This is a genomic window from Alkalihalobacillus sp. MEB130, assembly GCF_032335535.1.
GTDB lineage: Bacteria > Bacillota > Bacilli > Bacillales > Bacillaceae_D > Halalkalibacter.
In genome coordinates this window covers 39,074-54,539 of sequence record NZ_JAOANA010000008.1, presented here as the reverse complement: position 1 = coordinate 54,539, position 15,466 = coordinate 39,074, and the positions used below count along the sequence as shown (strand labels likewise).

Here is a 15,466-nt window from a genome sequence, read left to right as displayed (position 1 = left end):
ACCATACCCCCTATGTTCTAACCGAATCAAACAACGAATCTTGAATCGGGTCTCCGCTCAACTTGTCATCTTCATCTATCAAGACACCTTTACTGATTAAAACTTCCTCATTAATTTCCAGTGTTTTTCCGTCCCATCTCCAAGGCTCAGAACACACGAACCTCGCTACCTTATCATAGCTTAAACGAAAGATGTTGATTCCTGAAACGGTAGGATAATCTGCCCACAACGCTTGTGATGTGAGAATATAATTAAAACCTAACCTCTCCATCAAAGAGAACATTTCCGATATGTTTTCTTCATCCACCCCTGCAAATGCTTCATCTAAGGCAATGATATAAGGAGCATCCGGCGAAGAAGCACTGTACTTAGAATAAGCAGCAGAGAATAATGGAATATAAATAGCCATCGCTTTCTCTCCACCACTTAGGATGTTGAGGTTCTTCTCATCCAATGTTTTTTCCTTTTGACCCTCTAGGGTATACAGTATTTTAAACTTGTACCAATCGCGATAATCCAGTACTTGCTTTAAGGCTTGTTCCAGGTTTTCTAAGTCGTCTTTATTGTTTTTTCTGTCTAATCGTTCTTTCGCTAAGGCTATTTTACTCATAAAGTGCTTACTCAAGGCTTCGATATCAATATCTTTCAAAGTACCAAAGTCTCTTCCTAAGAGCTCCACTAATTTTGTAGTAGTTAAATGGTCCTCAGAATTTTTATCTGTTTTGTCTATAGGTTCCCACGTTAATCGTAATTCAATGGAGTTGTTTAGCGACTTCATGAAAGCATTAATATCGTCTTTCCATGATTTCGCCTTAGTGATTAAATACTTTATTTTTTCTCCTACTCCCTGAATCATTACGTTTTTGATTAAGTTTTCCTCATCCTTCTTCAATACAGAACGTTGTTTTTCTTCTAATTCTCTTAAATAGTTGTGGAATTCTTTCGGGTTTTTCTTCGAGCCTTGTACAGGAATAATAACATTTAAACGTTTCCTCTCCGAATTAATTAATTGCACTCTGTCTTTTTTGCCTTCGAAATCTCCCCATGACAACTCGGTACTTCCAGACACCATTTCACGAGAGGTTGGCGGATAGCCCTCTAAATCTTTAGACTTAAAATCGTGGACTGCATTGTGTAGTTGCTTGTATGCCTCTAACACTTCCGTTTCTTCTGCATACTTACTAGCCAAAGATTCCAGCGTACCCTCGTATTCTATATGATTCATTTTCAAATCGAAACCAAATACTTCCTCCCGAATAATCAATTGTCTATGTAAAAAGAGCAACTCTTCCTTTGCCTCAGATATCACTTCATTGGTTCGATTTATCGCCTGTTCAACGGTTGGTTGTTCTCCGATTTTCTTTTTTTGTTCATCCCCCAAATCTTGTATAAGCTTTCGTAACTTTTTAATGTCTTCTTCAATCTTCTCAATGCCAGCTTCCTTTAGCATTTCTTCAATGTTTTCTAAGTTTTTTACAAGGATTTTAATGTCACTGTCCAAGACATTTATTTCTCCTTTTAATTCTATTAAACCCTGTTCAGTATCTTCGTAGTTTAGTTGGGCAGATACTGATTCCGATTTCTTGTGTTCAAACTTTAAAAATAATTTCTCCATAGATTGAACTTTTCCACCATATTCATTCGTAGCTATTTCGATTAATTCTTTAATGGTTTTTGCATCCTTTGTACCTTCTAAGAATTCGCTAATTTGGATTCTCTCTATGCGTTGTTTTTCATAACTCTTCGCTAAATCTTCATGAGCTTCTTGCAACTTCCCTTTTCTCTTATCAGATTCACTTTTTTGCACTAGCTTTTGTTCTTTCAACGTTCTATTTTCATCTAAACCTTCCATTGTAGGTCTGCCTTCATACTCTTCTAACAATTTTTGCATTCTACCTTTTACTTCTTCGTTTTGCATTTCCCACGAATCAATTTCCTCTTTCAACAATTCAATTTCCAGAAGAATTTCCGCCATTTTATTCTCTCTGTGCCTTCTTCTTGCTTCTTTTCCAATAAAGGAAGATTGTTCTTGTTTTACTGCATTACCTTTAAGCAACCCATGTTGATAATTTCCAGAGGTAGTTACATATGTTGTATTTTCTAACTCTTCCAAAGATATACTTTTTAATACAGAACAAATATCTTTTTCTGCAACTTCGGAATTTTCCGGAACTACTGGCTTCAGAACACTAAATAGTGTCTTCGTTTCTCCATCATTCTCCTTGGGCATAACAACGGCATCGTTTTCCCCTACATTTTTCGTTTCAGCAACAGGGATTATCAATGCATCCAACAGTCCTGCATCCAACAAAGCCGACTCTACTCTTTCTTTTTCCTTATCGGATAACACATCCTTAAATTCAACAGCTTCATAAAACGGGACAAAAGGTATATTTTTTTCTGTCAAAGCCAAACGATTTTCCACCGTCTCTTTCCGACGGAAAAAGGGTGCTACTTCTTTCTGTTTTTGTAATTCTTCCAGTACGCTTTCCCAATCTTTTATTTTATTTTCTAAATGCTCAATATTCACTTTATTATTAAGAACTTCTTCTTTTAACGGTTCAATTAAACGCTCTTTCTGTTCATATAACTCTTCCTCGATGTATTTAGGTGTCATATCTTTGAAATCAAATAAGTTTTCCACGATTTCCATAACGTCACTTATCTCACTTTGAGAAAGAGAGTATTCCTCATTGGATTGCACCCATTCTCGAAAATCTTCCTTGAACTTCCTCTTTATGGAAGCGAACTCTTCACTAATCCTTGTCAGTTCTCTCTCTATTTGTTCGATATTTGACTCTACCTCACGCATTTCCTCTTTCTTTTCTTTCAATAAACCGTAAACTCTTTCTTCTTCTTGTATAGCTTCCAATACGTTTTTTAAGCTTTGAACATGACTATTTAATCTTGAAACCCAAACACCAAAGTATCCCTTATCTTTCCTATAGTTGGAGAGATTTTCCTTCGCCATCAACAAATAGGATTCCCCTTCAAAAAATTGGACTTCTGTTGCCAAATCCCCAAGTTCATCAATGATTTCTTTGATTTCTTTCTCATACTCGTCACATAATTCATTTGCCTTATCTATATCTTTCTTATATGCATTCAATTTCTGTTGATTTCTCTCATACTGGTCATTTTTTCCTTTGAGGTCACTTACTTTTCTTTTCTTTTCTTGCTCTTTATTTTGCTTTTCATTGTTTAACGAACGGACCTCAGATGTTTCCAACAAATCTAACTTGGTCTTGCTTGTTCGTAGTTCTATATCTATATCCGTTAACCGCTCTTCAACACCTTTTAACTTTGCTTTTTGCGTAATGAGTTTCTTTTCCGCTGAATCTTTTTTTACCATCATTTCGCGTTGTTCGTGTAGCGCCTCCAGATACCGGTTCGCAGCATTTCCTAACATGGCTTTTTGATAACCAAGGTAATCCTCTAGTAAGGAAGAAGATAATTCTAGTGAAATTTTTGTTTTCTCCAGTTTACGGTTATGGTCATCAATATCCTTAATAGTGTTGGATATCATAGAAAATTCAGAGGAAGGCAACTCTTCCAGTGAATTTTTTAAAGCATCATACAGAACATCCGGCTTCATTTCTTTGGATAACTTAGGAGAACGGATTTGGATTAATAACTTGGTAAGTTCTTTTAACTGGCTTACGTTATTAAATTGAAACACTTGCTTATTTACTTCATCAGCATAATCTCTCTGTGTTGTTACAAACTTACCGCATTTCAATTCTTCTATTTGATTTTTCAACTCCTCTTTGGAGAGAGGAACAAACTCTTCTAATCCATCCGCATTATATCCAATGCTTTTAGTCAACGAAAAACCCTTTCCTATCTCTTTTCCTTTAATAACAAATCCCCAAAAGTCATTTCTTGACTCATCAATAGCTCGTAATCCAATTCCTGTCGTTATAATTTCACCCGTCTTCATCTTTTTGTACGTCAGATACAAATAAGCAATCCTACCTTTGTCAAGCTCATCATTAGTCTTTAAATAGTCTCCAATTTTTCTTTTCCCTGAACCAAACGGGTCAATTCTCGATGGATGCGTATTTCCATCCAATAATAAAGGTATAATGGACTGCATAGAAACGGACTTCCCTTGCCCATTTTGTCCACCGAACAGAATGTTCCCCTTATGAAATGGATAAACCTCATTTTCATACACCCAAAAATTAACAAAACCCACCAAGTAAGGTTCTAAACGATTACTTCTGTCATGTGCTTCTACTACCATTTTATTTCCCCCTAATGTTTTCTGTATCGATATAATCCCTTAAGTCAGCGTCGTATTCTCCTACAGTTCGTATCATAGATGGGTAAATGGTTATTTTCATCGTTGCATCATCATACGATGCCAACTTCCAGCTTGTCATATAATCTAATATAATTTGTTTAAATTTAGAGAAAGGCGTTTTGTCTCGCATAGAACTAGACCAGCCTAGACTAAAATGTTGGATAACGTCCTTTAATAAATCTTCAAATCGACTATTCTCCAAAACTAATAATCCAAAAGGTTTTTCTTCTCTTAAAAGACCTACTATTCTATAAGCAATCTGAGACACGATATACGATTCGTGCTTTCTACTAGGATGTTGTTGAAGGTTTAATCGCCTAACATCTTGAACTAAACAAATGCAATTATACATGCGTTCAAGTCGGAAAAAAGTATATAACTCAATCTGTTGCTTTACATCTTCGTAGTTGTATTTATCATTTAAATACTGCATTTCTTCCTCTGACAATTCATCAAAAAAGAGTACGGATTCAAAATACAATTTACGAAACAAAGAATGCCTTACATTTTCCTTATCCAAACCATCCAACAACATTTCTTCTGTTGTTTCAAAAGAATCAATTTTTTTAGAGAAGTTTCGGAATTGATAACGTATCAAGGAAGTTGATTGGTAAAGAACCTCTCCTTCTTCTGACTTTTCAAAACTAGACAACTCTCCGTCCAATAATTTAATCAACCCTGTTTCTTGTGCCCGAAGTAACGCTCTTGAAAAGCTTTCTCTCTGGTGCTTGACCTTCCAATCTACTTCATAAATAAGATTTCCTTCGTCTTTGCCTAACAAAAATATTTTTACATCCTCAATTATGGAACTTAATAAAAAACCATCTTCAAATGACTTTGTTTCTAGTATAGAGAACAACGCCATTAAAAAGACGTAATCTAACTCGTTTTTAAAAGATTGGATACCCATCCAATCTCGACTAAAAAATGGAATCTTCTCAAGTTTAGCCGTTTCACTATCAAGTTTTAATTGATAACCAAAATTAGTTACCATGTACTTACGAATCATTTTTTCACTACTTAATATCTCTCGAAATACTTCCGGATTATCTTTTCTTTGCACTAGAAAATTTTCTAACAAGGCTTCTATACCTAGTTGTAACCCCTTATTTTCTTCACGCATCATATCTTTCACCCTCAACGACAAATTCGATATCGAATCCTCTTAATGCTCCATCCTTACAAGGAATTGTCACAACTTCCTTTGAACGATAATTAGCTTTAAGCGTTAACCCTGTTTCCGTTCGAAATGTGTTTTTCTTTGTTTTACCTAGCCTCATATTGGTTGTTCTCATAATCCATTTCAATAACACTTTTCTTTGGAAAGGCTCTAAAGGCTCTTTTATTTCAGAGAGTATAATTTTTCCTTCTTTAATTAACTCTTTCATTTTTCTCTCTTCTGCTCTTTTTTTCTCTAAGCTCTCCATGACCCTTCGTTGACGCTCTAATTTGTTGTTTTTTATAACAGAAGCTTTCGTTTTTCCTTTTGGTCCTCGGTTACTCATGTTAGGGGTTTGATAGGGTTTAATGTCCGTATTCCAAATTTCATCCGCATTAGAGTATTGACCATCTTCATTCAGTGATATTTCTTCCGTTACATGTAATGAACGGGAATGAGAAGTTCCAAAAGCAGCAGCATACAATTCATGAGCATTCTTTAAAGATGAACTATCGATAAATTTTTTCGCCAACGCCTGATAATCGGTAACTCTATTTTGCGTATTGGTCATGGAATCAGATAATCTATTTGCATAGGTGACGATTAGACGAATGGCTTCTTTCGTTTTGTCACTTAGAACTTCTATATCACTTGTCCCGCCCTTTGTACCTAGAAACCACGTTTTAAGCTCCACCCATTTATTTTTAAGAGAAATCTTTAATTTTCCCTCGGAGAAATCCTCGTATAGAATACTATTCGGCTTATTTGCTTCAATCAGTACATCGATGTACTTTTCAACATGTGCATCATTGATTTCATTTATTAGTTTATAAATTTTATACTTCACTCTATCTAATTCCGAAATGTACGTTCCTAAATACTGCATAAACGTGTCTTTAAAATTCAAGAATAGTTCTGTATTAAACAAATTAGCTCTTTCCGCTTCCTGAATATGAAATAAGTAATTTGTTGCGTTTGTCCGCAAGGTTTTATGCGTTTCAAAAACATTCATCCATATTTCTGAAGCCTTGTCTGGCGGAGCGTACACTGCATCAATGTCTTTAAATGTTTCTAAAAACTTATACAGTCTACTAAACTGTCTGCTATCCAAACTTCCCATAAGTTTTTCATCTAAATCATCAATCCTTAGCAATAATGCATCTACTTCTAATCCTAAATCGGTAATTTGATATAGATAGCGTTTCTTCTTAAATTCTTCAATCGTCATACCACTTTGCTTTTCTTGTCTGGATTTAATGACTTCCCAAGTCTCTAATTGATTCAAAGCCTCTTGTAAGTTAGTCTCCGTATATTCATCATTAACAACCTCATTTTCTTTGAGCATACGAAAAACATCCAATAGAGTCGTGTCGTAATGCTCAAAACCCATATGTTTGTTGTATAGATACCTTACAATCGGTCTATAAATATAGGAATTGGGTTCCGTTGCATATTTCAAAGCCACAACGGAGTCCAAGTGGTACTTATTCATTCTTCCACCTCCCAAGCCAAGTCATGGCTTAAAATACATTAAAATTTAATGTGCTTCAGCCAGACAACTTTTGATTATCCATCACTAATAATTTACTCCTGGTACTTTTTTAACATTTTGGTAATAATTTCTTTGACCTCATCCCTTAGCACCTTGGGTGAAAGTACTTCTACCCTATCTCGCTGTCCTAAAATCCAAAACAAAATTCCTTTAGTTCCAAGTACATTAATTTCAAAAATGCTCATATCCTCGTCATCAGAATTTACTTTGTTTACAATAGGAAAGGTCCGAAAAACGTATTCATCTACAGACCTATCAACTTTCAACTTAACAGTTACTTCCTTACCACTATACATATTATAGGATTGGTTACTATGCTTACCGGGTTTAAAATAATCACTAGACTTATTCAATTGAAATCTCTCATCTAAAATCTGAATTTTATCTATTTTGTCTAAGCGAAAAGGTGTAGGCTGGTCAAAACTCTTTCCTACAAAATTAGCCAATAAGTAAAATTGATGGTCGTGAAAATTAATAGTTAAGGGCTTTACCCTCCTCTCTTTTATTTCATTAGCTTTTTTATAAAGGAATGTAATTTGTTTTTGTTCAAGAATTGCGTAAAATAAATCATTTAATTTCTCTCTTGTGTTTTTTTCCTGAGCTGTTGAATAATGGTAGTTATAACTTCGGAAGAATTTGTTAAGCTTCTGTTGCTCCTCCAAAGGAAACAGACCTATCAACTTCTTCTCAATTTCAAGTCTTTCTTCCTTAACTAACGAACGACTTTGGTAAAGTAACATTAGTAAAATTAGGATGTCACCCGACTTTAAAAACTCATTTTCTTTCTCAAGATAATATGTATTGTTTTTCACATTATAGGTAATAGCATTCTGTTGCTGCTCAAGTACGATTCGAAGATTCTTTATATCATCCTTAATTGTCTCTGAGTGCTTACCGTATTCAAATGATAAATTAGAGATATTTATGTTTTCCCCAGTTAGTAGGCGAATATATATATCAACAATACGCTGCTGGGATGAGTACTTTGATTTATCACCTTTATTCAAATTTTCACATCCTTATAAAGTGAAATGAGGATTAACTACATAAGGTCATTCAACCATTTTTTTACAATTATGTAAAAACCTCTTCTTTTATAGTATAACCTAGAGCCACAGCGTATTACACTGTACCTCTCCATCATAATAAAAATAATCTATTTTAATGAAATGCGTTTATACTACTTAAGATACTTCGTATTATTATGAAGAAAAAAGAAAAAGGACGATTGTATTAACATTTTAAAAATTCACACATAATCGGATATTATCTTGAAAAGTTATGAGATTAAAACACAAAAAGCCACCTATATTAGTGGCTTTTTTAGAAAATATTATATACATATCAGAATTTAGGATTATTTAACTAGAGAGTGATATTCAGATATTTTCTTAGTTCTAATTTAATTGAATAATTCAATCCGTTTTATACTCATCTTCTTAACGTAATTCCTATCGATAATACTGTACCTGTACCGAGGTTAAAACTACTGTACTCCTATCGAGAGGCATGCTGGACTTGTTTCGATGTTATAATACTGTACTCTGTCGAGGTATGCTGGACTGCCTTGTGGCTATACAATTTGACAAGTAAATAGGCTTATCTTTTAGAAGCTCGCTATGATTCTTCTTTATATTCTCCCAAAACTTCTTATTCAAGTAATACCTCATTACATCGATTCTTGAATGATTGATGGAAGTACTGACGATTAGAGAAACCAGTTCTTTTTTTGTAAATTTACGTTTTTTCCCATTGGCTTCAACTTTAAACTTGCTTCTAATATGCTTTAAAACATTACCGAATTTACCTCTAAGTTTTGGGTCTTGTTCTGCTATTGCATCTAAATGAACTTGAAGCTCTTTTTTAGACTTATGCAATAGATAGAATGCTTCCTCTTGAGCAAATCCTTTTCTAGCTCCATGAGAAGTAACACGATTATCAATATTCCCTTCCGTATATAGTTCATCACTGACTTGTTTGATTAAACCAGATAAATGTTTTCTCATATTATCTATCGATTTATCTTGTCCAGCTTTGTCACCAAATTGATACGGCAAATGTATCATGGGTGCTCCTGCACTTTTTCTATCGCCATTTACTTTCATTGTTAATTTTGTAAAATGGTCAATGGCTTCAGGACGCAAGAATCCAAAATTATCCTTCCCTCCTTTATCACCATAGCTGGTCAAACTTCCTTCTTCTTTGTTGAAATCTCCTGCTTTATGTCTTAACTGTGCGTTTATACGCCTACCGGATACAAATTCTCCCCATAATACATCAGCAGCTATTTGAGCCGCATGCGATTTCATTTCTCTTAATCTTGCACACACCTCTTCTACGTCTTTTCTACTTGCTGCTTCCACAGTTGTTTCTTTAGCTTTTCTATATACTTTTTCATCATTTAATTTCTTTGAAAGTCTCTCTTTCTTTGGAAATTTAAACTGGTACTGATATTCACCAGATTCGACCATAGATTCATTAAAGGCATGCATCGCATCGTCTAATGCTCGAAGATGATACGCAATACTGTTATTTCCTTCTTTAAATTCCTGGATTCTTTCATCGTAATATTGAAAATAATCCTTGGCTTTTAATCTCGATGGGTTTTCTACTCCCATTTTACTCTGTACCACCTTAGGCAGAAAGGGCTTTGTTTTGTATGGCAAACTCACCCACTGGTACCTAGCCTTATATGAGTTCGTGTTCCTCAGACCGGAAGTTTCCCGCCTGCTTCCTTCAGATTTCACGTCGCCGTGAACACCCTTGCGTTAAGCTAACCGTTACTTCTGCCTTCACGGATCAGGACTTTCACCCTAGAGATTGCACTCATGCTGGGCGCACCATTAAGAGGAGAGGTTGACATATCAACCTCTCCTCCATTTTTTAATGTCCTCCGTGGTCATCTCCACCTAAGGAGACAATTTCTAGCTTTTCATCTAGTATGCCTTGAGTGGTAAATGAAATATCTGTAAATGTTCCTGTTATAAAACCATGGTTATATGGTCCTTCTGTAGGATCCTCACTAAAAGCAGGCTTAACAGTTGCTAGGTATTGATATATTTCACCTGTAAGTTCCCCTTCATCTAACCAAATCATTGGAGCATGCTTTCCTAAATGAGCAAAAGGAGCAGCTACAATGGCAAGTTCAGGAGTATTCGTTGACGAAAAGACAAAACCATGCCCAGGACTAGTAATTCCCCAACCAAAGTCTGTTTCAGCATCTTTAAATGACGCGAATTCAATGGATTGAGCTACTGGATTATCGCCTTCAATTCGATGGACTGTTCCATACGTTTCTAACTCTTGAGCAATCTCTTCAGAAATAATGTCTTCTGGGCCTACAAGATAAATCGTTACCCCGTCCTCTCTTGCATTAAGAGCATCAATTGTTTCTTGAGGAATACCATCATCGTCTACATAAAGTAAAGATTCATTCATATGAGCAATCCAATTCCCAACAGAAATTGTATATTCTTTTGCGTCTTCCTCTGAAGAACCAATGATTACATTTGGATGAACTTCGTTAATAGTTTCTGTGAATTTTTCTTCAATGTTTCTAGCGAAATCAGCTGCATTTTCACCTTGTACTTGTTCAACATTATATGCGTTTAATTTATTCAATTCAGCTTCTGGAAGATCCCCAACAACAAGCACTTGAATGTCTTCACTATTGCCTTTTGGTTGTAGTCGATTAAGTTCATTTAAGACATCATCAGAAATTTCTCCGTCCCAATACAGCAATGGACCATCATTAGGATGGTGAACCAACGTTAGGGCGGTTAAGGAATATTGCCATTGATTTAAAGGAGCCAATATAACTGTTCCAGGTTGATTCCCCACATGGGTTGCTGGCCAAACAGTTTGTGATACGTGAATGGAGAATTGGATAGGATCATCCTCATTTATTCGAGTAATGTTTTTAGTATTTACGACTTTTAATTCTTCGGTTGCTAACTCGTTAAGGTTTTCTGGAGCTTTTGCAGCCTCCTGTTCTAAATTGGATCTATCTACCTCAACTGAGTCGTCATGATGACCATCATGATCCATTTCTTCGTCCATATGGTCCATTTCTTCGTCGTGCTCAATATTCTGATCGTTTCCATGCCCTGCATGATCCTCACTGTCTTGAGTACACGCTGCAAGGAGCATACTTAAAAGTAAGAAAGATACAATTAACATCAACTTAGTAGCTTTTGCTTTTTTCAATTTATCCATTCCTTTCTAATCATTAACTTCATTTATATCTCCTGTTGTTATCTTATCCAAATCAACTCTACTCAATCGTTGACTTGAATTTTTTAAGTCTTAAAGTGTTTAACACAACTGAAACAGAACTAAATGCCATTGCCGCTCCAGCTAACATCGGATTTAGTAAAATTCCAAATAGAGGATATAGTAAACCCGCTGCTACTGGAATCAAAACAATGTTGTATCCAAACGCCCACCCAAGGTTCTGCCAGATCATCTTCATCGTTGATTTAGAGAGTCTGAGGGCCGTTACAACGCTCTTAATATCACCACGCATTAAAGTGATATCAGCGGTTTCCATCGCAACATCAGTCCCTGTTCCAATCGCAATTCCTACATCGGCTTGAGCAAGTGCAGGAGCATCATTGATACCATCACCGACCATAGCCACCATTTTTCCTTCTCCTTGTAGTTTTTTTACTTCTTCTGCCTTATGTTCAGGTAACACCTCAGCAATATAGTTATCGATTCCGGCTTCCATTGCTATCGCTTTGGCCGTTCGGTTATGATCGCCTGTTAACATAATCACTTCAATGCCCATCGATTTTAAGGCTTTGATAGCTGTGATGGTTCCTTTTTTCAATGTATCAGCTACTGCTATGATCCCTGCAAATTCCCCGTCAATCCCAACATACATGGGTGTTTTCCCTTGATCAGCTAATGCAATTGCTTTTTCTTCGTATAACCCCAAATCAATATTGTATTTATTCATCAGTTTGATGTTACCAATTAAGACTTCTTTGTTATTTAATGAGGCAAGTAATCCGTGACCAACAATCGCTTCGAAAGATTCAGGGTGATTTATAGGAAGGTCTTTTTCTTTGGCAGCTTCCACAATGGCTTCACCTAATGGATGCTCTGATGCAGTTTCAACTGATGCAGCGACTTGCAATAGTTCCTGTTCACTTACTATGTCAGTTGTAATGATATCTGTTAGTTTTGGCTTGCCTTCCGTTATGGTACCGGTCTTATCTAAAATAACGGTCTTAATTTTATGGGCACGTTCTAAACTTGTAGCATTTTTAATTAGGATGCCATTTTCAGCTCCTTTTTCTGTACCAACCATGATGGCTGTTGGTGTTGCCAAACCTAATGCGCAAGGACAAGCAATAATAAGAATCGCAATAAAAGTAGTTAATGCGAAAATCAAACTTGGGTCAGGACCAACAAAATACCAAACTATAAATGAGACTACCGCAATTAGTAAGACTACCGGTACAAAGTAAGCAGAAATTAAATCCACGACACGTTGAATCGGAGCTTTCGAACCTTGAGCTTCATTAACCATTCGAATAATTTGTGCAAGTGCCGTTTCTTTCCCTACTTTTGTTGCCCGAAAACGGAAACTTCCAGATTTGTTAATAGTCGCACCGATAACCTCATCTCCAGCTGCCTTTTCTACAGGAATAGACTCACCGGTTAACATGGATTCATCTATCGTAGATCTACCTTTTGTGACGACTCCGTCGACAGGAATACGTTCGCCTGGCCTTACAATGATCTCATCATCAATCTTTACTTCATCAACAGAAATTTCGAGTTCATTTCCATCTCTAATCACTCTGGCTGTTTTTGCTTGCAAACTCATTAATTTCTTAATTGCAGTAGAGGTTTGCCCTTTTGCTTTCGCTTCAAAGTAACGTCCTAAGAGGATAAGCGTCGTAATAACGGTTGTGACATCGTAATAAAGTTGGTACGGGAAGCCCATTGCCGTAAGCTGATCCGGAAATAGCGTCATCGCACCACTATAAAGCCACGCAGCTGACGTACCCATTGCTACTAGTACATTCATATCTGCTGAGCCATTTCTTAATACCTTATAGCTATTTTTATAAAATCTCCAACCAGGTACGAGTTGGATGTAACTCGTTAACACAAGTAAGAATAAGGGATTAGACAAAAATGTCGGTACCCATGCTCCCCAGCCATGCATCATATGAGGGATACTACCAACTAACACAACAGTTGTTAAGACAGCTGCTACTGTAAAATCTTTAAACAGCTTTCTCGTTTCTTCCATTTGCTCATCGGATTCTTCTCTTTGTTCATCTTCATTGATAATGGATGCTTCATATCCTATTTTTTCAATTCGTTTTATAACAGCTTCGGGATCTAATATTCCTTTTTCTCCTTCAACCTGAGCTTGATTAGCAGCGAGGTTCACATTAACAGATTGTACACCTTCTACTTTTGCAATAGCCTTTTCCACACGAGTAACACAAGAGGCACATGTCATTCCCTTGACAGAAAACAGAACCTTTCTTCGACCATCGTTATCAATAGGCTTAGCATCATATCCAGCCTTCTCAATAGCCTTTATAATTGCCTCAGACATTTCTATTGTTTCATCCGCTTCAACTTGAGCTTGATTGGCTGCCAGGTTTACATTAACAGATCGAACACCCTCTACTTTTGAGATCATCTTTTCAACGCGATTGACACAAGAGGCACATGTCATTCCTTTTACCGAAAATATCATCTTACTCACCTGATTCCCCTCCTTTACAATTCGAATAATACTGTTATTGTGATCATATTTCCCCTATAGATTACCAAAAGAATGTAAAGAAAATATGTGAGATACATCACAAATTCTTCTTTGTTTCTATAAGTATCTTTATTTAGATAAAGCTAATGAAAATAGTGAAGAAGGTCGTACTAAAATCGTGCGACCTCACTTCTATGATTCTATCCAACTATTTCATTCTACATCATATCCTTGGTCTTCAATCTCATGAATAATTTGATCTAATGAAATAACATCAGAATCATAATTAAGGTTTACTTCTCCTTCAGACAGTAGAACTTTTACTGAGTTGACACCATTTAAAATTCCAATATTACTTTCTATCGTACTAATGCAATGCCCACATGACATTCCGTTAACTTTTAATGTTTTTTGTTCCATTTTTTCATCCTCCCAAAATCTTTTTTCTTTTCAAATTAATTTTACCATACCCCCCTACGGTAATAAACCCGAATGCTTATTTAAATGTGAAAATTAATTGAATAGATGAGAAGCATCCTTACTAACTAAAGAATCGCCATGGCTTTGAAAAAAGTCATTCCCAAGGTCTCTTTGCCACGCACATACAGATTGCAACGACGATCTTCGTAGTGAATATGAAACGAATCATCACATTAATGAGTTAGAAATGACCTATTAATTTGCTCTTGTAAGACTCAAAAAAGATTAGAGAATGTTTAAAATCATTCCCTAATCTTTTTAATTTTATTGCACTTCATAGACCTTATATTTTCAGCAGTCTCGGATTCTCCTTCCTCTTATACTTGAAAGCTTTTATTAGAGCTCCTAATTTGTTTCAGCCCCTTTATTTCCATATGATTCCATAAAGTTACTGCATGCTTCCATCATTTCCTCACCTTCTAAGGAATTCATACCTTGCATCATATTCATCATGCCATTACCATTCATCATATTCATCATACCATGGTCTTCATTAGCTTGAGATACTCCTGAAAACCCCATTGTTCCTACGACTAAGACAGAAGATAACCCGAATGAAAAAAGTAACATTTTCGTTTTTTTTCGCATGTTATTCACTCCTTTAAAAGTGTATTATCTATTTACATTTATAGTTTAAACTATAATTTTGATGAAATTGTGATAGTTACTGATATAATTTAATTTTTTCCTTTTAAGAACGTATATTTTTGCTCGAACTCATTTTGCGTTAAATTCCCTTTTGCAAACCTCTCTTTTAAGATTTCAAGTGATGTATCTTGTTCATGATCTTGAATGACAACGGTTGAATTGTTCTTCTTTAAGAGTCTCATGACTAATACCAATCCACCATAAATGATTGAACCTAATATAAGAATTACTAAGACCATATACAAAATCATACCGATATTCATTATTCCCCAGTTCATCATCATGATTAAACACCTCCAATTATTTCAACTATATGGTTTCCCTCAAATAAAGACTCTGAATAGACCTCTACAGGCTTAGCAAACATGACACTAATATGTTCCGGTGAAAAGTCCAATATTTCACTGATTCTCGGACTTATTTCTTTTATTTCTGAATGGGCTTCAACAACAGTTCCGTTTACCAATGAAATGAATATTGTCATAAAAAGAATAAGCCCCCCAAGTAAATCTATCTTTTTTTGTCAACACTAGTTACACACATCCTGTTTTTTCTCCTTGAATTGCTTACTTTCTTTTGAACATC

Annotated in this window: 11 protein-coding genes; all 11 read right to left on the bottom strand. The window is 35.6% G+C overall.

The window, feature by feature from the left end:
* Nucleotides 1-10: 10 nt before the first annotated feature.
* Nucleotides 11-4,246, bottom strand: a complete 4,236-nt coding sequence (locus N0O92_RS09820; RefSeq protein WP_315614476.1) for a TIGR02680 family protein — start codon at nt 4,244-4,246, stop codon at nt 11-13.
* Nucleotide 4,247: 1 nt separating this feature from the next.
* Nucleotides 4,248-5,429 (bottom strand): TIGR02678 family protein, encoded by a 1,182-nt coding sequence (locus N0O92_RS09815; protein ID WP_315614475.1) that lies wholly within the window; start codon nt 5,427-5,429, stop codon nt 4,248-4,250.
* Complete coding sequence (locus N0O92_RS09810; protein WP_315614474.1) at nt 5,422-6,957, bottom strand: TIGR02677 family protein; 1,536 nt, start codon at nt 6,955-6,957, stop codon at nt 5,422-5,424. The genes N0O92_RS09815 and N0O92_RS09810 overlap by 8 nt, the downstream gene beginning before the upstream one ends.
* A gap of 92 nt (nt 6,958-7,049) precedes the next feature.
* Complete coding sequence (locus tag N0O92_RS09805) at nt 7,050-8,024, bottom strand: helix-turn-helix transcriptional regulator (protein ID WP_315614473.1); 975 nt, start codon at nt 8,022-8,024, stop codon at nt 7,050-7,052.
* Nucleotides 8,025-8,546: 522 nt separating this feature from the next.
* The gene (locus N0O92_RS09800) at nt 8,547-9,635 is read right to left on the bottom strand and encodes a hypothetical protein (RefSeq protein WP_315614472.1); all 1,089 of its coding nucleotides are present in this window, start codon (nt 9,633-9,635) and stop codon (nt 8,547-8,549) included.
* Nucleotides 9,636-9,900: 265 nt separating this feature from the next.
* Nucleotides 9,901-11,232: a cell wall-binding repeat-containing protein gene (locus N0O92_RS09795; protein WP_315614471.1), complete on the bottom strand. Its 1,332-nt coding sequence runs from the start codon at nt 11,230-11,232 to the stop codon at nt 9,901-9,903.
* Between the two features lie 58 nt (nt 11,233-11,290).
* Nucleotides 11,291-13,753 (bottom strand): heavy metal translocating P-type ATPase, encoded by a 2,463-nt coding sequence (locus N0O92_RS09790; RefSeq protein WP_315614470.1) that lies wholly within the window; start codon nt 13,751-13,753, stop codon nt 11,291-11,293.
* Between the two features lie 213 nt (nt 13,754-13,966).
* Entirely contained in the window at nt 13,967-14,173 is a 207-nt protein-coding gene (gene copZ, locus N0O92_RS09785; RefSeq protein WP_315614469.1) for a copper chaperone CopZ, read from the bottom strand.
* Nucleotides 14,174-14,578: 405 nt separating this feature from the next.
* The gene (locus N0O92_RS09780) at nt 14,579-14,821 is read right to left on the bottom strand and encodes a hypothetical protein (RefSeq protein ID WP_250096210.1); all 243 of its coding nucleotides are present in this window, start codon (nt 14,819-14,821) and stop codon (nt 14,579-14,581) included.
* A gap of 89 nt (nt 14,822-14,910) precedes the next feature.
* Nucleotides 14,911-15,165, bottom strand: coding sequence for an SHOCT domain-containing protein (locus tag N0O92_RS09775; RefSeq protein ID WP_250096209.1), 255 nt, complete (start codon nt 15,163-15,165; stop codon nt 14,911-14,913).
* A 2-nt stretch (nt 15,166-15,167) separates the two neighbouring features.
* Entirely contained in the window at nt 15,168-15,365 is a 198-nt protein-coding gene (locus N0O92_RS09770; protein WP_250096208.1) for a hypothetical protein, read from the bottom strand.
* Nucleotides 15,366-15,466 lie beyond the last annotated feature (101 nt).

Excerpts from the sequence above, each read along its gene's own strand:
- N0O92_RS09820 (WP_315614476.1), bottom strand. The coding sequence starts at position 4,246 with ATGGTAGTAGAAGCACATGACAGAAGTAATCGTTTAGAACCTTACTTG.
- N0O92_RS09815 (WP_315614475.1), bottom strand. The coding sequence starts at position 5,429 with ATGCGTGAAGAAAATAAGGGGTTACAACTAGGTATAGAAGCCTTGTTA.
- N0O92_RS09810 (WP_315614474.1), bottom strand. The coding sequence starts at position 6,957 with ATGAATAAGTACCACTTGGACTCCGTTGTGGCTTTGAAATATGCAACG.
- N0O92_RS09800 (WP_315614472.1), bottom strand. The coding sequence starts at position 9,635 with ATGGGAGTAGAAAACCCATCGAGATTAAAAGCCAAGGATTATTTTCAA.
- N0O92_RS09795 (WP_315614471.1), bottom strand. The coding sequence starts at position 11,232 with ATGGATAAATTGAAAAAAGCAAAAGCTACTAAGTTGATGTTAATTGTA.
- copZ (WP_315614469.1), bottom strand. The coding sequence starts at position 14,173 with ATGGAACAAAAAACATTAAAAGTTAACGGAATGTCATGTGGGCATTGC.
- N0O92_RS09780 (WP_250096210.1), bottom strand. The coding sequence starts at position 14,821 with ATGCGAAAAAAAACGAAAATGTTACTTTTTTCATTCGGGTTATCTTCT.
- N0O92_RS09775 (WP_250096209.1), bottom strand. The coding sequence starts at position 15,165 with ATGATGATGAACTGGGGAATAATGAATATCGGTATGATTTTGTATATG.
- N0O92_RS09770 (WP_250096208.1), bottom strand. The coding sequence starts at position 15,365 with ATGACAATATTCATTTCATTGGTAAACGGAACTGTTGTTGAAGCCCAT.